The organism is Pseudomonas sp. (assembly GCF_033723075.1).
Taxonomy (GTDB): Bacteria; Pseudomonadota; Gammaproteobacteria; order Pseudomonadales; family Pseudomonadaceae; genus Aquipseudomonas.
In genome coordinates this window covers 104372-124965 of sequence record NZ_JAWVXU010000011.1, presented here as the reverse complement: position 1 = coordinate 124965, position 20594 = coordinate 104372, and the positions used below count along the sequence as shown (strand labels likewise).

Here is a 20594-nt window from a genome sequence, read left to right as displayed (position 1 = left end):
GACAACTCCGGGCATGCTGGCATCCACCGGCCTCATGCACCACCAGATAGCGGGTTATCAGCATGCCATCACTGTTCAAGCGCCTCATCCCGTTGCTATTGCCCATCTGCCTGGCAAGCCCTGCCGTGAATGCCGCAGATGACTGGCAGGCGCTTCCGGCAAACCCGCTGATCCTGACGGTCACCGGCGAGCTGGGCTGCTGCCCGCAGAGCCAGGCGTTGTTCGACTTGCAGCGCCTCGATGCCCTGCCCCAGGTGGAGGTGAAAACCCTGACGCCCTGGACCGATCAGGAGGACAGCTATCAGGGCGTCAGACTCAGCGTTCTGCTCGACGAGCTCAAGGCCCGGGGCCAGCGCATCGACGCCACCGCCCTCAACGACTACAGCATGCTGTTGAACCTGCCGGCCGCGCGCAAGTACCCGGTGATCCTGGCAACCCGCAAGAACGGCGAGGTCATGAGGGTGCGCGACAAGGGTCCCATCTGGGTCATCTACCCGCTGAGCGACTTCCCCGAGCTGCGCAAGGAAGAGCATCACCAGGCGATGGTCTGGCAACTCAAATCGCTGAACATTGGCCGATAAACGCCAATGCGTCGCTTGCGCTACCTGTTCCTGCTGCTGATCACCCTGGGCTTTGCCGTTGGCATTGCGACTTCGCTGGTCTACAACCAGCGCAATTCGCAAATCACCTCGGCGCGCATCCAGCTTTCCGCCTGGTCGCTTGCCCAGCTGGAATCCGACTACCTGCGCTTCGTCAACACGTTGCAACTGTTCCAGGCCGGAGGCGTCTCCCAGGAAAAGCTGCAGTTCGATTACGAGCTGTTCTGGAGCCGCCTCGACGCCTTTCTCTCCGGTCAGGAAAACAACGCGATACGCCAACGCTTCAATGCCGGCGAGATGGTTGCAAAGTTGTTCAGCCAACTGCGCAACGATGAAGCACTGCTCTTCAGCCCCGACCTGCAACCAGGCGCGCCGATCGAGCAGGCCATCGAACGTTACAACCAGTACCTGATGCCCATTCGGCAGGTGATCATCAACAATTTCACCGGTCCGGAAGCGGCGCGGATCATCGACGAAATCCACCATAACCAGCGCCTTAGCCACCTGCTCTTGCTCGGCCTGCTGTTCTGTGGCGGCGGACTGATTCTGATGTTCTATCTGGAGGCGCGGCAGAATCGTCTGATGGGCCGCAATGACGCCTTGACCAACCTGCCCAATCGCAACAGCTTTCAAGCCCTGCAGAACGACTCCCGGGCTACCAACTGCTGCGCCCTGGCGGTAATCGAGATGAGCAATTTTCGCGCGGTCAATGAATGCATCAGCCACGAGGCCGGCGATCGCCTGCTACAGCGCATCGGTGAAACCCTCAACCAGCTGAGACCGCAAGGTAGCTTCATTGCCCGGATGGCCGGTGACGAGTTCGTCATGACCTTTCCTCAGGGGTTTCCCGAAGAGCTGGTTATCAGCGTCCTGAACAGTCTTGCCTACGCCTTGAGCTTCGATTTCCAGAGCGACAAACACCTGTTTCAGGTGGGTACGCGCATCGGCCTGAGCTTCAATCCCGACAACAGTTTCAGCCTGCAGAAGTTGTACTACTTCGCCACCCTGGCCGCGCGCGAACTGCGCGCGGGCAAGCACAAAGGCCTGGAGGTATTCGATGAAGAGATCAGCAACCGTTATCTGCGCAGTCAGAACCTGCTCGACGACCTCAAGCAGGCCATGGCACAAACCGAGTCTTCGGGCCTGAGCCTCCACTACCAGCCGATTGTCGGCCTGGTCGACACCAGCACCGGGGTTGAAGCCCTGCTGCGCTGGCGCCACCCGACACTGGGCTATATCTCGCCGCTGGAAGTGGTGGAATTGGCGGAGAACAATCAGCTGGGGCAAAAGCTCGGCGAGTGGATTCTGCAGCGACTCAAGCAGGACCTGCTCCGCCTGCCCCAGGGCCTGCGCGAGGCCCTATACTTTTCGGTAAATCTCTCCCCGGCGCAATTTACCGCCAGCCTGCCCGAGCAAATCGAGCAATGGCTTGGCGAGGCGCCGATCCGCGCCAACCAACTGGTTCTGGAGATGACCGAGTCGATTGCCGTGGCCAACTTCAGTGACGGTCGCACCATCCTGCGCAAGCTCAATGAGCAAGGTATCGCGGTGGCACTGGATGACTTCGGCACCGGCTACTCGTCGCTGTCCTACCTGCGCGAACTGCGGGTACAACGGATAAAAATCGACAAGTCGTTCATTCAGGGCATAAGTCACGACCAACAACTGCAGCGCGTGGTGCGCAGTATCGTCGAGCTTTGCCACACCTTCAGGTTCACGGTGACCTGCGAAGGCATCGAGGATGAAAACGATGCCCAGCAAGTCGTCGACCTCGGCTGCGATCATGCTCAAGGCTATTGGTACGGCAAACCCATGCCCGTGCCGGCCTTGATCACCTGGCATGGCGACTTTCTCGCCCGGCCCATGCTGAAAAAACGCCTGCAGGTGCAGTAAGCAGCGGATCGATGCGCGCGGCATAACTCCAGGCGCACGCCAGGCAAAATCGTTGCCTGGGATTTCCGAGCAACAGCAGCAACTATTGTGGAGGTAATCTAAGCGTCCCGACAAAACGGACGACCAACCGATGGACTCCATCACCCAGGCAGTGCTCGGCGCCAGCATCCAGGGCGCATTGCTCGGCCGCTGGCAGGGCCGCAAGGCGCTGCTGTATGGCGCCATGCTCGGCACCCTGCCCGATCTCGACGTGATCATCGATTACGGCGATGCGGTGGCAGAGATGACCTACCACCGCGGCTTCAGTCATTCGTTGTTCGTCCTCTTCGGCGTGGCGCTGCTGCTGACCTGGCTGCTGCGACGCTTTCGACCGCATCCGGGCTATTCGACGCAACGCCTGTTCGCCACCCTGGCCCTGGTACTGCTCACCCACCCGTTGCTGGACAGCTTCACCAGCTACGGCACCCAGCTGTTCTGGCCGCTGATGCCGACGCCCACGGCTTGGTCGAGCATCTTCATCATCGACCCGCTCTACACGGTGCCGCTGATCATCGCCGTGCTACTGGGGCTGGCCTTCGGCCTGCGCGACAAACTGGCCAAGGCGCCGCTGGTCGCCCTGGCCCTGTCGACCCTTTATCTGGGTTCGACCCTGGCCGGTAAATCCATGGCCGAGCAACGTGTCGAGGCGCAACTGGCTCGCCAGGGCATCCAGGCCGAAGCGCTGTTCAGCACCCCGACCCCGCTCAACAGCCTGCTCTGGCGCGTGATAGTGCTGGATGGCGCGCATTACCACGAAGCCCTGGTCGGCTGGTTCGACCCGCAGCCGCCGCAACTCAGCCGCCTGCCGCGCGGCACTGCACTGGCCGAGGTACTCGCGGACTCGGCCGCGCATCAACGCCTGGCCTGGTTCACCGATGGCGTGCTGCGCTACGACCAGATCGGCGAGCACCTGGTGGTCACCGACATACGCCTGGGCATGACCGGCGTGCATCCGTTCCGCTTCGACTTCGCCCACAAGCACAACGGTGAATGGCTGATTCATCAGCAGATCGATCGCTGGCCGTCAGGGCTGACCGACCTGGGGCGCTTGCAGGTGCTGTGGCGACGCATCTGGCAGCCGGATCTGCAGGTGCCCCTGGCGGCCTGGGCCAGCGAACTGGGCAAGCCCCTGCTCAGCGCCGCCCGGCAGGTATGCGCTGCCGAGCGCGATGACTGCTGACTGCGTGTGGGCGCTGGACTGCAGCGGAGCGTAGCCAAACGCGGAGGAGGTGAAACTATCCAGCGTCGGCGTCCATTCGGCGCGACGCGGCGGCCTGCCGGATGTGTATCGTGCCGCTGATCTGCGACATCCACCCAGTTACAGCTCTCGTAGCCCGGATGCAATCAGGGAAGTTCATCGCCTGCCATGCCGCTGCCGGATCGCGCCAAACCCTTGGTGTGCCTCAGGTACGGAACTGCGCGACCAGGCCCTGTAACTCGACCCCCAGGCGCGCCAGTTCGGCGCTGGAGGCGGCGGTTTGCTCGCTGGCACTGGCGCTCTGCTCGCCGATATCGCGCACCCGGGTAATGCTTTCGCTGATGGCATCCGCCACGGCGCTCTGCTCTTCGGCGGCGGCGGCGATCTGCTGGTTCATCTGTTCGATGGTGCTCACCGCCTGGGTGATACGACCCAGGGCAGCGCCCGCCTCGCCGGCCAGGGTGACGGTGCCCTGGGTCAGGGTACGGCTGCTTTCCATCTGTTCCACCGCCCCAGCCGCCATACGCTGCAGGCTGCTGATCAGGCCTTCGATCTCCTCCGTCGAATCGTGAGTACGCCGCGCCAGCGCCCGCACTTCGTCGGCGACCACGGCAAAGCCGCGACCCTGGTCACCGGCACGGGCGGCCTCGATGGCCGCATTGAGCGCCAGCAGGTTGGTCTGCTCGGCGACCGCACGGATCACCTCCAGCACACCGCCGATGCGCACGCTCTCCTGATTCAGCGCCTGGATCGTGGCGGCCGACTGCTCGACCTCCAGCGCCAGGCTGCCGATCTGGCTCACCGCCTGTTGCACCACCTGATTGCCCTGCTGCGCCTCGCGGTCGGCCTCGCGGGCGGCCATGGACGCCTGCTCGGCGTTCTGTGCCACTTCCTGCACGGTGGCGGCCATCTGGTGCATGGCGGTGGCCGTCTGTTCGGTTTCCTGACGCTGGTTGTGCACCCCGGCGCTGGTTTGCGCAGTGATCGTCGAGAGTTGCTCGGCCGCGGCGGCGATCTGGCTGACGCCGGTGCCAATCCGCCCGACCAGAGTGCGCAGGCTGCTGGTCATGCCCTGCATGGCCGCCTGCAACTGGCCGAGTTCGTCGCGGCGATCGAGCGGCAAGTCCTGGCTGAGGTCGCCCTGGGCAATGCGCTGGGCAATGACCACACTCTGGCGCAGGGGGATGACGATCGAACGGGTGATCAACCAGGCGGCCAGCAAGCCGAGGATCACCGCCGCCACGCCCATGGCCGCGAGCAGCAGCACGGCTTGGCGACTGGCGGCAGCCATGCGCTGTTCTTCCCCGGTTTGAGCCGCCTCGGCCAGACTGAGTACTGCCCGCGCCCGTTCGATCATCGCCTTCTCGGTGCTACGGCTCTGTTCGCGAACCTGCTGGTAATAGCCGAAGGAGCGCTGGTAGGTGGTCAACGATTGCAAGGCCGTTTCGATCGCAGCTTTCTGCTCATCGCTCAGCCACACCATCAGGCTGCGGGCGACGCTCTGCAGATCCTCGCTGACGTAGGCCCACTCTTCCAACGCCTCGGCCGAACTGTCGATGATGTACAAACTCTCCTGCCCGCGTAGATCGAGCATGCGCTTGCTCATGCCGGACGCCGTTTCAGCCAGCGTCAGTGGATCGCTGCCGCGCAGCCGGTCACCCTGCAGGCGCAATTCACGCACGGCGTCGTACATCTCCAGTTCGAGCGTCTCGAACTGACCGCGCGTCTCGACTGCGGCATTGCCCATGTCCTGACGCGCCTCGCCCGCCCGGATCTGCAAGTCGACATAGGTGTCGAACTGGCTCAGATAGTCGGCAACTGCCTGACGCATGGTCTGATAGTGCTTGGCTTGCGCCGTCGGGACTCCCTGTTCCAACTGAACCAGCAACTCTGTAACTGCCGCCAGGCTCTTGCGCACTCGCTCGGCGCTCTCGCTGCTGTGCTCGATGGCGAAATTACGCTCCAGTCGGCGCGCCTGGAGAATCTCCATATTCACGGCCGCCAATTGCCCGGTCAGGTTGTGCCCTTGCAGGATGGTCTGCACTGCGATGAAGCCGCTGGCAGCCACAGCAATGGTCAGCAATAACACCAGGGCAAAACCGCAAAGCAGCTTCTTGCTCACGGCAAGGTTGGTAAACAGGCGGGAGGCAGACAGCAACATAAGCACAACTCCATTATTGTTATTCGACACGCCGACCCGCCTTCCGGGGAGCGGTTTGGCTGGCATGCAGGTGCACGGCATCGACTTTTCAAGCCTGGAGCACCGCAACCCTTGTGCCAGCTTTAACCTTTACCTCCTTTATATAGTCGACCGCTTGCCGCGAACCATTAGGGCAGAGGCGATCAAGGATGCACGGCCACTCGGGTCATGGCTGCGCCCCGCCTCTTGCCCGTACCTGTGTCGGCGACTTTCCGCCGATCAAACCCTGCAAGTGGCGGCTATTCGCCGATCTGCCGATCGCCGGATACTCGTCTGCGTCGATCACGCGCGCATAAAAAAGAGGCGCGCGACTCGATGTCGGGCGCCTCTTTTTGTATGTCTGATGACGAACAGCAGGCTCATCCTCCGGCGCGCCGCAGCATCCAATCCGCAGCCGAACCGGGCAACCGCGACCACAATCACTGGGCGTCTGGCTGCACCTCTGGAGCGGCCTGCTGGAAGGCCTCTAGGGATTCACAGCGCGCCGCCATGGCGAGGATGCGCGGGTAGGCATCGAGCGCGCAGTTGAAACGGCGGGCGTTGTACAGCTGCGGAATCAGACAGGCTTCCAGATAGCCAGGGTGCTGACCCAGGGACAGGCGTCCCTCGAACGCCGCCAGTCCCTGCTCCACTGCCGTCAGCCCGGTATCGACCCAGTGCCGATACCAGGTGTTTTTCGCCTCCTCGTCCACGCCAAGTTCATTGGCCAGGTACTGCAGCACGCGCAGGTTATTCAGCGGATGGACATCGCAGGCAATGTGCAACGCCAGTGCCCGCACCTCGGCCCGTTGCGCCGGATCGGCCGGCAACAACGCCGGTAGCGGGTAAACCTCGTCCAGGTATTCGAGGATCGCCACGGACTGGGCGACCCTGACCTCGCCGTCGACCAGCAGCGGCACCAGCTCCTGCGGGTTGAGCGCCCGGTACTCGGCCGAGTGCTGCTGGCCGCCGTCCTTGAGCAGATGCACCGGCACCTGCCGACAGGTCAGGCCCTTGAGATTCAAGGCAATACGCACCCGGTAGGCGGCGGTGGAGCGCCAGTAGCTATAAAGCGTCAACATGTAAATTCTCTCTGCAGGAGCCAACTTGCTGCGGTCCGGCATCACGGCGATGCGCTTGCAGACCGCAGCTGTACTCGATGGGTATCGTCGCTACGCTCCTCAACCCATCCTACGGTTCATACTTTTCCACCACCTGGTCGATGGCGCCGAAAATGCTGTGGCCGGCCGCATCGAACATCTCGATGCGCACCCGGTCGCCGAATTTGAGAAACGGCGTCTTGGCCTCGCCCTGTTCGATGATCTCCAGCATGCGTTTCTCCGCCAGACAGGAGGAGCCGGCGCTGCGGTCGTAGTTGGAGACGGTGCCCGAGCCGATGATGGTGCCCGTGCCCAGCGGTCGGGTCTTGGCGGCATGGGCCAGCAGGGTCGGGAAGTTGAAGGTCATGTCGGTACCGGCATCCGGCTGGCCGAACAATGCGCCGTTGATCTGCGAGACCAGCGGCCGGTGTACCTTGCCGTCTTTCCAGCAGTCGCCCAGTTCATCCGGGGTGATCGCCACCGGCGAGAAGCTCGACGACGGTTTGCTCTGGTAGAAGCCGAAGCCCTTGGCCAACTCGCCGGGGATCAGGTTGCGCAGCGACACGTCATTGACCAGCATCAGCAACTGGATGTGCTGCGCGGCCTCGGCCGCGGTAACCCCCATCGGCACGTCGTCGGTGATCGCCGCGATCTCGGCTTCCAGGTCGATGCCCCAGGCCTCGTCGGCCATCTGGATCGGCGCCTGCGGCGCGATAAAGCAGTCGGCGCCGCCCTGGTACATCAGCGGGTCATGCCAGAAGCTTTCCGGAATTTCGGCGCCGCGAGCCTTGCGCACCAGTTCGACGTGGTTGACGTAGGCGCTGCCGTCCGCCCAGTGGTAGGCGCGCGGCAACGGGCTATGACAGGCCGCCTGTTCGAAGGCGAAAGTGTCCTGTTCCAGGCCATCGTTGAGGCGCTGGTACACCGCTTCCAGCTTGGGTTTGGCCGCTGCCCAGTTATCCAGCGCGGCCTGCAGGGTGGCGGCAATGGCCGGGACTTTTACCGCGCGGGTCAGGTCGCGGGAGACCACGACCAGCAGACCGTCACGGCCTTGCTTCAGTGATGCGAGTTTCATGCTCAAACCTCGTAGGGTGCGCCGTACGCACCACAGATATCCGTCGGGTTGCGGTGCGCGCGGCCTACTTCAAGCCAGGCGCACGCCAGGAGTTGACGTATTCGGGCACATCGACCTGCGCGGCCGCCGGGTCTATCTCCAGGGCGCGACGGGCGTCGATCATCACCGCCACCTCATCGACGAAGGTCGCCGGACTCTCCAGGCTCTTCTGCAGTGCCTTGGGGTGTGGGCCATGGGGGAAGCCGCAGGGATGCAACGTGACCATGCCCTGCTCGATATTGTCGCGGCTGAAGAAGTTGCCGCGGTGGTAGAACAGCACTTCGTCGTAGTCGTCGTTGTTGTGATAGAAGGGCACTTTCAATGCCCCCGGATCGCTCTCCACCGGCCGCGGGGTGAAGGTGCAGACCACGAAACCATTGGCGACGAAGGTGGTGTGCGCCGACGGCGGCAGGTGATAGCGATGGCTCATCAGCGGACGGATATCGCGCCAGTTGAGCCGCACCACGGTGTTGTCGCCATGCCAGCCGACCACATCCAGCGGATTATAGGGGTAGGTCACGGTGCTGACCTGGTTGCGTCGTTTGATCCGCAGCTGCCAGGTGTTCTCGTCCTGCTGGGCCTTAAAGGCTTCATCCAGCTTCGGGTAATCGAGCACCGCCGGATCGAAGATCGCCTGCGGACCAAGCAGACCCTTGTCCGGCAACTGATAGGCGCCATCCGTGCTTTCGATCAGCAGCATAAAGGTCGGTTCACTGGTCTCGATGCGCCAGGCGGTGCCACGCGGAATCACCAGATAGTCGCCATCGCGGTAGCTCAGGTGACCAAAATCGCAGTAGAACTCCCCTGCCCCTTCATGGATGAACAGCAGGTCATCGCCATCGGCATTACGCACCAGGTGACGCATGGCGCCGTGGGTCTTCCACAGGCGCAACTTCATATCGGCGTTGTGCAGGGTCAGCGGCGCCTCCAGCGGACAATCGCGCTCGCTGGCGATGTCGTTGAAGTTGAAGGCGTGCGGACGCAACGGGCCCTGCCAATCGATCCAGGCGGTCGGCGGATGCTTGTGGTGCAGGTGCGCGGTGGGGCCGAAGAAGCCCTCGCGCCCCATCTCGCGCTCGTAGGTGCCTTCGGGAAAGTCGCAGTGCGCCTGGCGCGAACAGTCGCCTTCGCGCAAGGGGAAGCTGATCCATTTGCGGCTCATGACAGAACTCCATCGTAGGGTGCGCCCTGCGCACCATTAACCTCGTCAACATGTGCGCGGCACAAGGTCAATCAGCCTTGATCACGCCACGCTTGATCTGGTCTTCCTCGATCGACTCGAACAGCGCCTTGAAGTTGCCCTCGCCGAAGCCCTGGTTGCCCTTGCGCTGGATGATCTCGAAGAAGATCGGGCCGATCACCGTATTGGTGAAGATCTGCAGCAAAATGCCGTCATCCCCCGGCGCCCCATCGATCAGGATATTCAGTTCGCGCAGCAACTCGGTCGGCTCGCCATGGCCGGCAACGCGGGTGTCCACCTTGTCATAATAGGTGCCCGGGGTTTTCATGAAATCCACGCCGCTGGCGCGCAACTGGCGCACGGTGGCGTAGATGTCGTCGGTGCTCAGGGCGATGTGCTGAATGCCTTCACCGTGGTATTCGCGGATAAATTCCTCGATCTGCGACCTGTCATCGGCCGACTCGTTGATCGGGATGCGGATCTTGCCGCACGGCGAAGTCATGGCCCGCGAAACCAGACCGGTGAGCTTGCCTTCGATATCGAAGTAGCGGATCTCGCGGAAATTGGCAATCCGCTCGTAGAAGCCCGACCAGACATCCATCTGTCCACGCTTGACGTTGTGGGTCAGGTGATCCAACTCCTTCAAACCGACCGCGTTGTCCTGCGGCGTACGGCCTTCGATGTACTCGAAGTCGACGTCGTAGATGCTCTTGTCGCCATAGCGGTCAACCAGATACAGCAAGGAGCCGCCGATGCCTTCGACGCAGGGGATATTCAACTCGCCGAAGTTGGCGTGACTGCCGACCAGCGTGGCCCCTTGCGACTCGACATAGGCTGCCGCCTGGGCAGCGTTCTGCACCCGGAAAGCCATGGCGCAGGCGCTGGGCCCGTGTTTCAGGCCGAATTCGCGGACATGCCCGGTAGGGCTGCCGTTGAGCACGAAGTTGATGTCGTTCTGCTGGAACAACCAGACTTCCTTGGAACGGTGCTTGGCGGTTTCGGTAAAGCCCATGGCGGTGAACAGTTCACGCAACTGCTGGATGCCTTCGGACGTCGGCGCGGTGTACTCGACAAATTCGAAGCCGTCGGTACCGATGGGATTGTGCTGTTCGATCTTGTTCACGGCGGTCATTACGCCTCCTCGTTATTGTTGTGGATTCAGCGCCATCACAAACAGACAGGACGACGTCGATAGCTCCATGACAACCGAGGCAAGCGCGCCCCACAAGACGGTCCAGGCGCCGTGCAACGACACCCTGCCCGCCCCATTGGCAATAAAACCTTACAACCTGACAAACACCAGCCAAAGCCTCCAGGCCACGCTAAAAAGCCGGACAAGGCGTAACGGTTTATTTACAAAGCGGCGCATTTAACTGCCAAACATGCACGGACTCTGCCGACGGCTACGGCATAAACTCCTGACCAGCACTGTCAGTTACGACTGAACAGGCCCGGTGAGGGAGTGATTGAACGCTGGCACTGAACAGTGGCCCAACCCTCAAGGCGCTGAATATTTAACGCCTGGAGCAGGCGATGACACAAAGCGTCAGCCACACTAGAATAGTGGCATACTGCCACCAACGGATCTGCCACTTCGACCAGTGCAACCACGCGACGGAAAAGCCATGAGCAATGACCCACAAGAAGATACCGGCGAACCCATCAGCGCAGAGCAACGCCTGGAACTGCTGGAGAAAGGCCACCGACTCGACCGCATCCTGCTGTTCATCCTTGCCGCAGTGCTGGCGATGACGCTCGCCAGCTGGCTGACCATCGGCTTGCTTGGCCAGCCCGGTGAGCCGGAAGAAAACAGCGACGCCAACCAGATCCAAAGCTTGCAAGAACAGGCCGCGATCCTGCAAAAACAGGTCGCCGAGCTCGAACAGCAAGTGGGCCAGCACGGCCATCAGCTGAGCGCCCTGCAAAGCAGCAAGTCGGCAGTACCGCTGAGCAGCGGCGACAACCGGGCCGTGCAGCAACAAGTCGCACAAACCCTGATCGGCCAGGAGCAGAGCTTCCAGCACAGCCTCGGGGCCCTGAAAAACGGCATGCGCGACCTCGCCGGCATGATCGCGGGCTCACGCAGCTGGCTGAGCGACTACCAGGAGGCGCTGGACAAGCAAGTGGGCGCAAGCCAGGCGCGCGCGCAACAGCTGCAGCAGTGGGCCAGCGACCCGAGTGACTCGCCAGCGGCGCCTTAACAATCTCAATGCTGCAAATGCCCATACAACTTGGCGTACAACCCGCCATCGGCGATCAGTTGCTGGTGATCGCCGTCCTCGGCGACGCTGCCGCCATCGAATACCAGCACCCGATCCGCCTGCTTCACCGCCGACAGGCGGTGGGCGATGATCAGGGTGGTGCGGCCGTTGAGAAATTGGCCCAGGGCCTGATGCAAGGCGTACTCGGTGGCGGCATCGAGGGCCGAGGTGGCCTCGTCGAGAATCACCACCTTGGGCTCGGCCAGCACCATGCGGGCGATGGCCAGGCGCTGGCGCTGGCCGCCGGACAGACGCACGCCGGAACGGCCGACGATGCTGTCCAGACCTTTTGCCAACGCGCCTATGGTGCCGGCCAACTGGGCGATTTCCAGGGCGCGCCAGCAGGCTTCGTCGCTGCGCTCGCGGCCCATGCACAAGTTGGCACGCACCGTGTCGTTGAACAGCGCCGGGTGCTGCAACACCACCGCGACCTGATCGCGCACGGTTTCCAGGCCGATCTCCTGCTGGCTGCAGCCACCGAAGCGAATAGTCCCCGCCTGCGGCGTATAGAGACCAAGCAACAGCTGCACCAGGGTGCTCTTGCCGCCGCCACTGGCACCGACGATGGCCACCTTTTCACCCGGCGCAATGCTCAGGTTGAGGTTTTCCAGCACCGGCTCGTCATCGTAGGAGAACGTCAGCCCACACACCTCGATACCGACGGTGTCGCGCCCCTTGAACGGATCGACCCCGCCCGGGTATTGCGGCTCGTCGCGACGCGCGAGCAACTCGTTGATCCGCGCCAGCGCACCACCGGCGGCATAGAAGGCGTATTGCAGGTTGAGCAACTGTTCGACCGGGCCGATCATGAACCACAGGTAGCTGAACACCGCGAGCATCTGGCCGATCGACAGATCGGAGAACAACACGGTGAGCATCGCGGCTGCGCGAAACACATCGATACCGAACTGGAACAACAAGCCGCTGGCGCGGTTCGAGGCGTCGGTCCGCCACTGCGAAGCCACCGCGTAGTCGCGCACCTCACGGGCCCGCCCACCGAGACGGCCAAGGAAGTAACCCTGGCGATTGCCGGCACGGATCTCCTGGATCGCCTCGAGGGTTTCGGTGAGCGCCTGGGTGAAACGCGAGGTGCTGTCGTTTTCCAACCTTTTCAGGTGCTTGACCTTCTTGCCCAGCAGCACCGTGGCGTAGATCACCAGTGGGTTGAACAACAGGATCAACAGCGCCAGTTGCCAGTGCATCCACAGCAAAATGGCCGAGGTGCCGACCAGGGTCAGCACGGCCACCAGAAAGCGACTGAGGGTTTCACCGACGAACTTGTCCAGGGTCTCCAGATCGGTGACCAGGTGCGTGGTCACGGTGCCGCCGCCGAGGCTCTCGTATTCACTGAGAGAAATGCGCTTGAGTCGCTCGATCAGGCGGATGCGAATGCGGTAGACGATGTCTTTCGACAGGCGGGCGAACAGGCGCGCCTGCAACACGTTGAAGATCAGCGCCGAGCCGCGCAGCAGCAGGGTCAGCACCAGCATCAGGCCGATATAGCCGGCCGCGGTTTCCCAGCCGGCCGGGAGAAAGCGATCCATCACCTTGAGCGCGGCATCGCCATCGTGGAGCAATACTTCATCGACCAGCAGCGGCAGGAGCAGCGGGATGGGCACGCTGCAGAGGGTGGCGAACAAAGCCACCAGATTGGCCAGGACCAGGGCTTTCTTGTGGTGCAGGGCCAGGCGGCGAATTTCTGCCCAGCTCAACCGATCAGGCATGAGCCGCACGCTCCAGCCAGCGACCGAGCAAAGGCGCCAGAACCTCGAGCGGCTGATAACCATTGGTCAGCAGAGCCAATTGGCCGTTGCGTTCGGCCAGCAAGGTGGGAAAGCCGGAAATGCCCAGATCCTGCACCCAGCTGAAATCGGCCAGGGTGGCTTCACGCTGCTCGGCGCTGTCGAACGCGGCGGCGAATTCGATCCGCGGAATCCCGGCACGCTCGGCCAGCCCGACCAATACGCTGGCCCGGGTGACATCCTCGCCCTTGGTATAGAAAGCGCGCTGGATCAACTGGGTCAGCGGCCAGACGCTTTGCACATCGAGACTACGTGCGGTAACCAGCGCCCGGCAGGCCGGCTCCGTGTCGTAGACCAGGCCCCCGGGCAGGCCGTCGACGAAATTGAACAGCTGGCCGGTACTGGCATTGACCGCCTGCCAGTAGCCCAGGTACCGCACCCGCGCCGCCGCGTCGATGGCCACGCCATCACGCCGCAGGCCGCCGAGCACCAGTTGCAGGGGCACGCCGGCCGCAGCCGCCTGCTCGGCGAGGGACTCGAGCACCGGGGCAAACCCCCAGCACCAGGAACACATCGGGTCCATCACGTAGAGCAGGCGCGCTTGCATGGTTTAGCCCTCGTTGGCTTGGCGTGGGTTGTAACCCAAGGGATGCGGCTGGTTGCGGGCCTTGGCCAGTTCGATCTGTTTTTGCCGTTCGCGAGCGCCGGCGCGGGTTTTCTCGGGCAGCGAATCCCAGCAATGCGGACAGCTTACGCCTGCGGTGTAGTACTCGGACTGGCGATCTTCCACAGAAATCGGCGTGCGGCAGGCGTGGCACTGGTCATAATCGCCCGCAGTCAGGTCATGCCGCACGGTGACCCTATTGTCGAAGACGAAGCAGTCACCCTGCCACTTGGTCTGTTCTTGGGGCACTTGCTCCAGGTACTTGAGGATCCCGCCCTTGAGATGGAACACCTGTTCGAAGCCGGCACCGAGCATGTAACTGGACGCCTTCTCGCAGCGAATGCCGCCGGTGCAGAACATCGCCACCTTCTTGTGCCTGGTCGGGTCGAAGTGCGCCTTGATGTACTCGGGAAACTCACGAAAGGATTTGGTCTTGGGGTCGACCGCGCCCTCGAAAGTGCCGATCGCCACCTCATAGTCGTTGCGCGTGTCGATCAGCAGCACTTCCGGATCGCTGATCAACGCATTCCAATCGTGAGCCTCGACGTAGGTGCCGACCTGCTGGTTGGGGTCGACACCCGGCACGCCCAGGGTGACGATTTCCTTCTTCAGCTTGACCTTGGTGCGGTAGAACGGCTGTTCGTCGCAGTACGACTCTTTATGGTCGACATCCGCCAGGCGCGGATCCAGGGCAAACCAGGCGAGCAAGCCGTCGATGCCGGCGCGCGAAGCGGAAACGGTGCCATTGATACCTTCTTCGGCGAGCAGCAAGGTGCCCTTGACACCATTGGCCAGCATGCTTTGCAGCAGGGGCTCGCGCAATGCCTGGTAATCCGGCAGGGAGACGAACTTGTACAGCGCGGCCACAACGATCTTGTCACTCATCGAACATTTTCCTTCAGTAGTCGCCCACGTAAAGGGCGGACTGGGTCTGCAAACGAGCGCGCCGGCGTGAGCCGGCGCGCTGCGTAGTTTACTTTTCCTGGGGCTTGCCGTGTAGGGGCGGATTGACTCACCACTGACTCAACAGCTCGGTAGCTCGATAGCCTGGATAAGCCGGTGGCCTAATCCGGGAACGATTACCCCGGATTGCGCTGGACCTCATCCGGGCGACGAAACTGGTGCGCCGAGGCCACGACACAAAAACATTGCCATAGCCCGGATTTCATTGGGCTACCGGGACAATGCCTGCTTCACTCCGTCGGCCCTCAATGCCCGCCCTTGCAGGTCGGCGAAGCCGGCGCTGTTCCCTGTTGCGCCCACTCCTCGGGGGTATAGGTGTGCAACGCCAGGGCATGCACTTCGCTCATCAGTTCGCCCAGGCTGGCGTAAACCTTCTGGTGCCGCTTTACCGCACTCAAACCCGCAAATTTAGGGCTGACGATCACGGCCTTGTAATGGCTTTCCAGCCCCCTGCTGTGCATGTGACTTTCGTCCAGCACCTCGAGATGCAGGGGGTCAAGTGCAGCCAAGGCAGTCTGCAGTTGAGCTAGTTTCGACATATTCAAACTCCGGTCACGGTTTTTTCGGCCCCAGCTCGGCGGTCATGTCCGCCAGCAGTTTATTCACTTTCGGTACCGCCGACTCCAGTTTACCCTGGGTCAGTTGTGCCGATTGCTCGGTCAGCATTGGCATCTTCTGCAAGACTTTCTGCCCCAACGGCGACTGGTAGAAGCTAACCAATTCCTGCAGTTCCTGCTCGTTGAAATTGCTGGTGTAGAGTTTAACCATGTCCGGCTTGAGCTTGTCCCAGGCAACCGCCCGATCCAGCTCCGCATTGGCCTTGGCCTGGTAGGTTTCCAACAACGCCTGCTTGCTCTCGGGCGTGCCGCTCTCGGCAAAACGCTGGGCGAACATCTGTTGCACCTGGGCATAGACCGGCACGGCCAACTTGTCAGCCCGTGCCAGCTGTAGAAAGCGCTCCGCGTCGGCGGCATGGCTGCTGGCATCGGCAAACGCCTGAGCGCTGCCGCAGGTCAACAGAACGACAGCACAAAGGGCAGATAAACGAGACATCGGATGCTCCTGATTAATGGGACGAATCACATCTGACCCAGAACCTGTCATTTTGTGCCCCAACCCGCCCGCCACTCAAGTACGCCAGGTCATATCAGTCTTCGCTAGTCATGCTGTGTACTGGCGCACGGCTTGTTCATGGATCAAAATGCCAGCACTTGCCCAACCCAGAAGGTGTGGGCAAGCTCAACTTATTCCAGTAACCCCCAATGCTCTTCAATGACGGCAATCTCACAGCGTCATCTGCAGCAGCACACACATGGACGTGCCCAATGAACAGCTTCACCCGCCCGCACGCCTCCTGCGCGATAGCGCTGTGCGATTCCCGAGGCCAACTCAACCCGCAGGCCATCGGCTGGTCGCCCCGCCCCCGGGTAGATTGCGCACTCCCCGGACGCTTCGGCCGACGCAAACGTTGGAACCACTGGTGCATCACCACCCCGCACTGGATGCTGGTGCTGACCCAGGCCGACCTCGACTATATAGGCTACGGCGCCGCCTATTTTCTCGACCTGAGCAGCGGCCAGGCGGCCGCGCATAGCCAGTTGCGCCTGCTTGCGCGCGATTGCGGGCTACCGGATCAGCCCGAGCAAAGCCATGAATTCTGTCACCCGCGCCTGCAGCTGCGCGTCATTGAACAGCCTGGACGCCTGCGCCTGACGGTCGCCGCACCCGACATTGGCGGACAACCACTGCAGGTTGACCTGGATATCCAGCGTCCCGCCCACCTCGACTCGGTCAATCTGGTCGCCCCGCTCGGCCCACGGCATTTTCACGCCACCTGTCGGCAAATGGGCCTGCCCACCAGCGGCAGCGTACAACTCGGCAACCGCAGCTACAGCTGCGTAGCCGGACAAAGCTTTGCCGCCATGGACTTTGGCCGCGGCGTCTGGCCACTGCACAGCCATTGGACCCGCGCCGCCTTTGCCGCGCCGGGCGGCATTGCCGGCAACTTCGGCGCCGGCTGGACCGATCACAGCGGGCTATCGGAAAACGCCCTGTGGTTTGGCGGCGAGCTGCTGCACCTGGACGGACCGGTGCATATCGAACAAAGCCTGCACGACCCGCTGGCGCCGTGGCGCCTGCGCAGCGCCGACGAGCGCGTCGATCTGACCTTCAGCCCGCAGCAGCGGCATCAAGTCTGTCCGCGCTTCGGCCCCTTCTACGCCGATACCCAACAGTGGTTTGGTCATTTTGACGGCATACTGCGTGGCCCCAGCGGCGAATGCGTTCCGGTCGACGGTGCGCTCGGCTGGCTCGGTGCGACCCGCGCCCGCTGGTAAGTATCCCTCCCGACCAAGGGAACCCGCAGCCGGTTACAGCGGCCTAAACTTGCTGACTCGCCCCCGGAGAGCTTTCATGAACCGCACCGAAACCGACAGCCTGGGCCCCATCGAAGTGCCTGAAACGGCCTACTGGGGCGCACAAACCCAGCGTTCGCTGATCAATTTCGCCATCGGCGAAGAGCGCATGCCGGTGGCCGTGCTGCATGCACTGGCATTGATCAAGAAAGCCGCCGCGCGGATCAATAACCGCATCGGCGACCTGCCGCCGGACATCGCCCGGCTGATCGAGCAAGCCGCCGACGAAGTGCTGGCCGGCAAGCACGACGCGCAATTCCCATTGGCGGTCTGGCAAACCGGCAGCGGCACCCAGAGCAACATGAACGTCAACGAAGTGATCGCCGGCCGTGCCAACGAACTGGCAGGCGGCCCACGCGGCGGCAAGAGCCCTGTGCACCCCAACGACCACGTCAACCGTGCGCAAAGCTCCAATGATTGCTTCCCCACGGCCATGCACATCGCTGCTGTCGGCGCCGTGCAGCATGACTTGCTGCCGGCCCTGGCCGAACTGTCCGGCGGGCTCGCCGAACAATCCGCCCGCCACAGCAAACTGGTCAAGACCGGGCGCACCCACATGATGGATGCCACGCCGATCACCTTCGGCCAGGAACTGTCGGCCTTCGTCGCCCAGCTCGACTATGCCGAACGGGCAATCCGTGCCACCCTGCCGGCTGTTTGCGAACTGGCCCAGGGCGGTACCGCCGTCGGCACCGGGCTCAACTCGCCCCAGGGCTTTGCCGAAGCCATCGCTGCCGAACTGGCGGCCTTGAGTGGCCTGCCGCTGGTCAGCGCGCCCAACAAGTTCGCCGCCCTGGCCGGCCACGAAGCCCTGACCAGCCTGTCCGGCGCGCTGAAAACCCTCGCAGTGGCCCTGATGAAAATCGCCAACGATTTGCGCCTACTCGGCTCCGGCCCGCGCGCAGGGTTTGCCGAGGTCAGGCTACCGGCCAACGAGCCCGGCAGTTCGATCATGCCGGGCAAGGTCAACCCGACCCAGTGCGAAGCGCTGTCGATGCTGGCATGCCAGGTTCTGGGCAACGATGTCACCATCGGTTTTGCCGCGAGCCAAGGACACCTGCAGCTGAACGTGTTCAAACCGGTGATCATCCACAACCTGCTGCAATCGATTCGCTTGCTCGCCGATGGCTGCCGCAATTTCCAGCAGCACTGCATCGCCGGCTTGCAACCGGATGCAGCGCAGATGGCAGCGCACCTCGAGCGCGGCCTGATGCTGGTGACCGCATTGAACCCGCATATCGGCTACGACAAGGCCGCGGACATCGCCAAGAAAGCCTATCAGGACGGCAGCACCCTGCGCGAAGCCGCGCTGCAACTGGGTTATCTGACAGAAGAACAATTTGACGCCTGGGTCCGTCCGGAAACCATGCTGGAGGCTGGCGACCATGACTGAAGCGGGCAAAAGCGGTGCTACCCCGATCGAAGGCGACGGTAAACGCATCCTCATGATCCTCGGCACGCCGAAAAGCAACAGCCTCTGCCACGCCCTCGGCGAAGCCTATGCCCAGGGCGCGCGCAACGAAGGGCATGTGGTGCGGCAACTGAAACTTGGCGAACTGAGTTTCGACCCGGTGTTGCACGACGGTTATGACCAAAGCCAGACGCTGGAGCCGGACCTGCTCGAAGCCCAGCGGCAGATCCACTGGGCCGAGCACCTGGTATTCGTCTACCCGGTCTGGTGGGGCGGCTTGCCGGCACTGCTCAAGGGCTTCTTCGACCGGGTGTTCCTGCCCGGCTTCGCCTTCAAGTACCGCGGGCGCTCGCAGCTGTGGGACAAACTGCTGAGTGGCCGTACCGCCGACTTGCTGGTGACCCTGGACACCCCGCCCTGGTACTTCCGCTGGATCTATGGCGCACCGGCACATCGGCAGATGACCCGCACCATCCTCGGCTTCAGCGGCATCAAAACCCGCCGCCTGAGCGAGTTCGCCCCGGTGCGGCCCTCCTCCGAGGAACAGCGACAGAGCTGGCTACGCCGCGCCGAAACACTCGGCAGCCGCGCCTGAGGGGGCAGCCAGGCAAATCGTAGGGCGGGTTAGGCGCATGCGGATATCTGCCTCCTGGCCCAGGAGCCGCCGCGTCTTAACCCAACACCGCTGCGCCGGGTTATACGACGCTCGATGAGCCTGTCATTTTCCATGTTGCCCGCCCGGCCTACGCCGCCAGGCGTACCCGGCGGGCACGCAAGCTGGCCATCAGCGATGGACCGAGGGCCGTCAGTGCCGAACCCAGCACCACCAGTGCTGCACCACCATAGGCGATCCAATTGATCTGCTCGGGCAGCACATGGTCCGGCCACCAGGTCGCCGCCAACGCCACCGAACCCATGGTCACCAGCGGCGTGATCGCCAGCGTCGCACTGACCCGCGAGGCTTCCCAGTGCGCCAGCGCCTCGGCGAACGCGCCATAGGCCACCAGGGTGTTAAGGCAGCAGGCGAACAGCAGCCAAGCCTGCAACGCACTCAGCTCGAAGACCTGCTGCGGCTGTGCCCAGGGCGTCAGCAGCAGCGCACAGGCCAGGTAGATCACCATCATCACCTGCAACGAATTCCACACCGTCAGCAACTGCTTTTGCGCCAGGCCATAAAACGCCCAGACAAACGCCGCCAGCAGCACGGTCAGGACCCCGGCGGTGTAATCGGTCAGCGAAGTCAGCAACTCGCCCAGGCGCTGATTGAAAAACAACACAAAGCCGAGCAGCAACACGGCCAGGCCAATACCCTGGCCGAGACTGAAGCGTTCGCGGAAGACGAACAGGCTGCTGATCAGCAGCAAGATGGGCGCGACCTGGATCACCAGTTGCGTGGTGCCGGGACTGAGCAGGCTCAGGCCCATCAGGTAGAGCACATAGTTGGCACTCAACGCCGCAATCGCCAGGGCCAATAGCCAGGCCCCCTTCCTGCCCAAGGGGCGAAAGCGCGGCAAGCGCCGGGCCGCCGTCAGGTAGGCCAGCAGAATCGAGCCGGCAACCAGCAGGCGATACCAGGTGACCGTGACTGGGTCCATTACCTGCAACACTTCTTTGAGCTTGATCGGCAGCACGCCCCAGAGCAGAGCGGTGAGCAGCGCCAGGAGCATGCCGTAGAGCCAACGACCGGAAGAGATATGCATGACTGCCTCGAACGCAAGCTGATGCCGCAATCGGCTATTTTATGCCGCCTCGGCCTACCGACACAGTCACAGTTAAGCCGGGTCGCGTACCGCAACTGTACTGCTTACGGACAATGCACAGTCACACATTTGGCGTC

Annotated in this window: 18 protein-coding genes and 1 pseudogene; 7 read left to right on the top strand and 12 right to left on the bottom strand. The window is 62.7% G+C overall.

Going from position 1 to position 20594, the window contains the following annotated elements:
- Positions 1-62: 62 nt before the first annotated feature.
- The 3 genes from R3355_RS14640 to R3355_RS14630 all read left to right on the top strand — a co-directional run bounded on the left by R3355_RS14640 (position 63) and on the right by R3355_RS14630 (position 3711).
- Positions 63-581 (top strand): hypothetical protein, encoded by a 519-nt coding sequence (locus tag R3355_RS14640; RefSeq protein ID WP_318961840.1) that lies wholly within the window; start codon positions 63-65, stop codon positions 579-581.
- A 6-nt stretch (positions 582-587) separates the two neighbouring features.
- Complete coding sequence (locus tag R3355_RS14635) at positions 588-2492, top strand: bifunctional diguanylate cyclase/phosphodiesterase (protein ID WP_318961839.1); 1905 nt, start codon at positions 588-590, stop codon at positions 2490-2492.
- 130 nt (positions 2493-2622) lie between these two features.
- A complete protein-coding gene (locus tag R3355_RS14630; protein ID WP_318961838.1) occupies positions 2623-3711 on the top strand; it encodes a metal-dependent hydrolase in 1089 nt (362 codons plus the stop codon).
- A 223-nt stretch (positions 3712-3934) separates the two neighbouring features.
- Here R3355_RS14630 and R3355_RS24380 read toward each other — a convergent pair whose 3' ends face one another.
- The 6 genes and pseudogenes from R3355_RS24380 to hppD all read right to left on the bottom strand — a co-directional run bounded on the left by R3355_RS24380 (position 3935) and on the right by hppD (position 10434).
- Positions 3935-4798, bottom strand: coding sequence for a methyl-accepting chemotaxis protein (locus R3355_RS24380; protein ID WP_413243521.1), 864 nt, complete (start codon positions 4796-4798; stop codon positions 3935-3937).
- A pseudogene (locus R3355_RS24375) lies at positions 4793-4978 on the bottom strand (HAMP domain-containing protein); the annotation flags it as partial. The pseudogene R3355_RS24375 and the gene R3355_RS24380, both read right to left, overlap by 6 nt.
- A gap of 1370 nt (positions 4979-6348) precedes the next feature.
- Positions 6349-6990: a maleylacetoacetate isomerase gene (gene maiA / locus R3355_RS14620; RefSeq protein WP_318961836.1), complete on the bottom strand. Its 642-nt coding sequence runs from the start codon at positions 6988-6990 to the stop codon at positions 6349-6351.
- A gap of 109 nt (positions 6991-7099) precedes the next feature.
- Positions 7100-8083: a fumarylacetoacetate hydrolase family protein gene (locus R3355_RS14615; RefSeq protein ID WP_318961835.1), complete on the bottom strand. Its 984-nt coding sequence runs from the start codon at positions 8081-8083 to the stop codon at positions 7100-7102.
- 64 nt (positions 8084-8147) lie between these two features.
- Entirely contained in the window at positions 8148-9284 is a 1137-nt protein-coding gene (locus tag R3355_RS14610) for a homogentisate 1,2-dioxygenase (RefSeq protein WP_318961834.1), read from the bottom strand.
- Positions 9285-9351: 67 nt separating this feature from the next.
- Positions 9352-10434, bottom strand: a complete 1083-nt coding sequence (gene hppD, locus R3355_RS14605; RefSeq protein ID WP_318961833.1) for a 4-hydroxyphenylpyruvate dioxygenase — start codon at positions 10432-10434, stop codon at positions 9352-9354.
- 493 nt (positions 10435-10927) lie between these two features.
- Between hppD and R3355_RS14600 the strand changes: the two genes are divergently transcribed.
- Complete coding sequence (locus tag R3355_RS14600) at positions 10928-11503, top strand: hypothetical protein (protein WP_318961832.1); 576 nt, start codon at positions 10928-10930, stop codon at positions 11501-11503.
- Positions 11504-11508: 5 nt separating this feature from the next.
- Here the strand turns inward: R3355_RS14600 and R3355_RS14595 are convergent, their stop codons facing one another.
- The 5 genes from R3355_RS14595 to R3355_RS14575 form a co-directional block, all read right to left on the bottom strand.
- The gene (locus tag R3355_RS14595; RefSeq protein ID WP_318961831.1) at positions 11509-13287 is read right to left on the bottom strand and encodes an ABC transporter ATP-binding protein; all 1779 of its coding nucleotides are present in this window, start codon (positions 13285-13287) and stop codon (positions 11509-11511) included.
- Positions 13280-13912 (bottom strand): DsbA family protein, encoded by a 633-nt coding sequence (locus R3355_RS14590; protein ID WP_318961830.1) that lies wholly within the window; start codon positions 13910-13912, stop codon positions 13280-13282. The genes R3355_RS14595 and R3355_RS14590 overlap by 8 nt, the downstream gene beginning before the upstream one ends.
- A gap of 3 nt (positions 13913-13915) precedes the next feature.
- Positions 13916-14854 carry a rhodanese-related sulfurtransferase gene (locus tag R3355_RS14585; RefSeq protein WP_318961829.1) on the bottom strand — a complete coding sequence of 313 codons (939 nt, stop codon included), beginning with the start codon at positions 14852-14854 and terminating at the stop codon, positions 13916-13918.
- A gap of 323 nt (positions 14855-15177) precedes the next feature.
- A complete protein-coding gene (locus R3355_RS14580) occupies positions 15178-15471 on the bottom strand; it encodes a BolA family protein (RefSeq protein ID WP_318961828.1) in 294 nt (97 codons plus the stop codon).
- A 13-nt stretch (positions 15472-15484) separates the two neighbouring features.
- The gene (locus tag R3355_RS14575) at positions 15485-15985 is read right to left on the bottom strand and encodes a DUF2059 domain-containing protein (RefSeq protein WP_318948938.1); all 501 of its coding nucleotides are present in this window, start codon (positions 15983-15985) and stop codon (positions 15485-15487) included.
- Between the two features lie 272 nt (positions 15986-16257).
- Here R3355_RS14575 and R3355_RS14570 point away from each other — a divergent pair, with 272 nt between their 5' ends.
- The 3 genes from R3355_RS14570 (at position 16258) to R3355_RS14560 (ending at position 19352) form a co-directional block, all read left to right on the top strand.
- Positions 16258-17268, top strand: a complete 1011-nt coding sequence (locus tag R3355_RS14570) for a DUF2804 domain-containing protein (protein WP_318961827.1) — start codon at positions 16258-16260, stop codon at positions 17266-17268.
- 76 nt (positions 17269-17344) lie between these two features.
- Positions 17345-18739, top strand: coding sequence for a class II fumarate hydratase (locus tag R3355_RS14565; protein WP_318948936.1), 1395 nt, complete (start codon positions 17345-17347; stop codon positions 18737-18739).
- A complete protein-coding gene (locus tag R3355_RS14560; protein WP_318948935.1) occupies positions 18732-19352 on the top strand; it encodes an NAD(P)H-dependent oxidoreductase in 621 nt (206 codons plus the stop codon). The genes R3355_RS14565 and R3355_RS14560 overlap by 8 nt, the downstream gene beginning before the upstream one ends.
- Positions 19353-19500: 148 nt before the next feature.
- Here the strand turns inward: R3355_RS14560 and R3355_RS14555 are convergent, their stop codons facing one another.
- Positions 19501-20457: a DMT family transporter gene (locus tag R3355_RS14555; protein WP_318948934.1), complete on the bottom strand. Its 957-nt coding sequence runs from the start codon at positions 20455-20457 to the stop codon at positions 19501-19503.
- Positions 20458-20594 lie beyond the last annotated feature (137 nt).

Bases quoted from the DNA above. Each gene is read 5' to 3' on its own strand.
- R3355_RS14590 (WP_318961830.1), bottom strand. From the start codon at position 13,912: ATGCAAGCGCGCCTGCTCTACGTGATGGACCCGATGTGTTCCTGGTGC.
- R3355_RS14585 (WP_318961829.1), bottom strand. From the start codon at position 14,854: ATGAGTGACAAGATCGTTGTGGCCGCGCTGTACAAGTTCGTCTCCCTG.
- hppD (WP_318961833.1), bottom strand. From the start codon at position 10,434: ATGACCGCCGTGAACAAGATCGAACAGCACAATCCCATCGGTACCGAC.
- R3355_RS14615 (WP_318961835.1), bottom strand. From the start codon at position 8,083: ATGAAACTCGCATCACTGAAGCAAGGCCGTGACGGTCTGCTGGTCGTG.
- R3355_RS14565 (WP_318948936.1), top strand. From the start codon at position 17,345: ATGAACCGCACCGAAACCGACAGCCTGGGCCCCATCGAAGTGCCTGAA.
- R3355_RS24380 (WP_413243521.1), bottom strand. From the start codon at position 4,798: ATGACCAGCAGCCTGCGCACTCTGGTCGGGCGGATTGGCACCGGCGTC.
- R3355_RS14555 (WP_318948934.1), bottom strand. From the start codon at position 20,457: ATGCATATCTCTTCCGGTCGTTGGCTCTACGGCATGCTCCTGGCGCTG.
- R3355_RS14640 (WP_318961840.1), top strand. From the start codon at position 63: ATGCCATCACTGTTCAAGCGCCTCATCCCGTTGCTATTGCCCATCTGC.
- maiA (WP_318961836.1), bottom strand. From the start codon at position 6,990: ATGTTGACGCTTTATAGCTACTGGCGCTCCACCGCCGCCTACCGGGTG.
- R3355_RS14635 (WP_318961839.1), top strand. From the start codon at position 588: ATGCGTCGCTTGCGCTACCTGTTCCTGCTGCTGATCACCCTGGGCTTT.
- R3355_RS14575 (WP_318948938.1), bottom strand. From the start codon at position 15,985: ATGTCTCGTTTATCTGCCCTTTGTGCTGTCGTTCTGTTGACCTGCGGC.
- R3355_RS14595 (WP_318961831.1), bottom strand. From the start codon at position 13,287: ATGCCTGATCGGTTGAGCTGGGCAGAAATTCGCCGCCTGGCCCTGCAC.
- R3355_RS14560 (WP_318948935.1), top strand. From the start codon at position 18,732: ATGACTGAAGCGGGCAAAAGCGGTGCTACCCCGATCGAAGGCGACGGT.
- R3355_RS14580 (WP_318961828.1), bottom strand. From the start codon at position 15,471: ATGTCGAAACTAGCTCAACTGCAGACTGCCTTGGCTGCACTTGACCCC.
- R3355_RS14630 (WP_318961838.1), top strand. From the start codon at position 2,623: ATGGACTCCATCACCCAGGCAGTGCTCGGCGCCAGCATCCAGGGCGCA.
- R3355_RS14600 (WP_318961832.1), top strand. From the start codon at position 10,928: ATGAGCAATGACCCACAAGAAGATACCGGCGAACCCATCAGCGCAGAG.
- R3355_RS14610 (WP_318961834.1), bottom strand. From the start codon at position 9,284: ATGAGCCGCAAATGGATCAGCTTCCCCTTGCGCGAAGGCGACTGTTCG.
- R3355_RS14570 (WP_318961827.1), top strand. From the start codon at position 16,258: ATGAACAGCTTCACCCGCCCGCACGCCTCCTGCGCGATAGCGCTGTGC.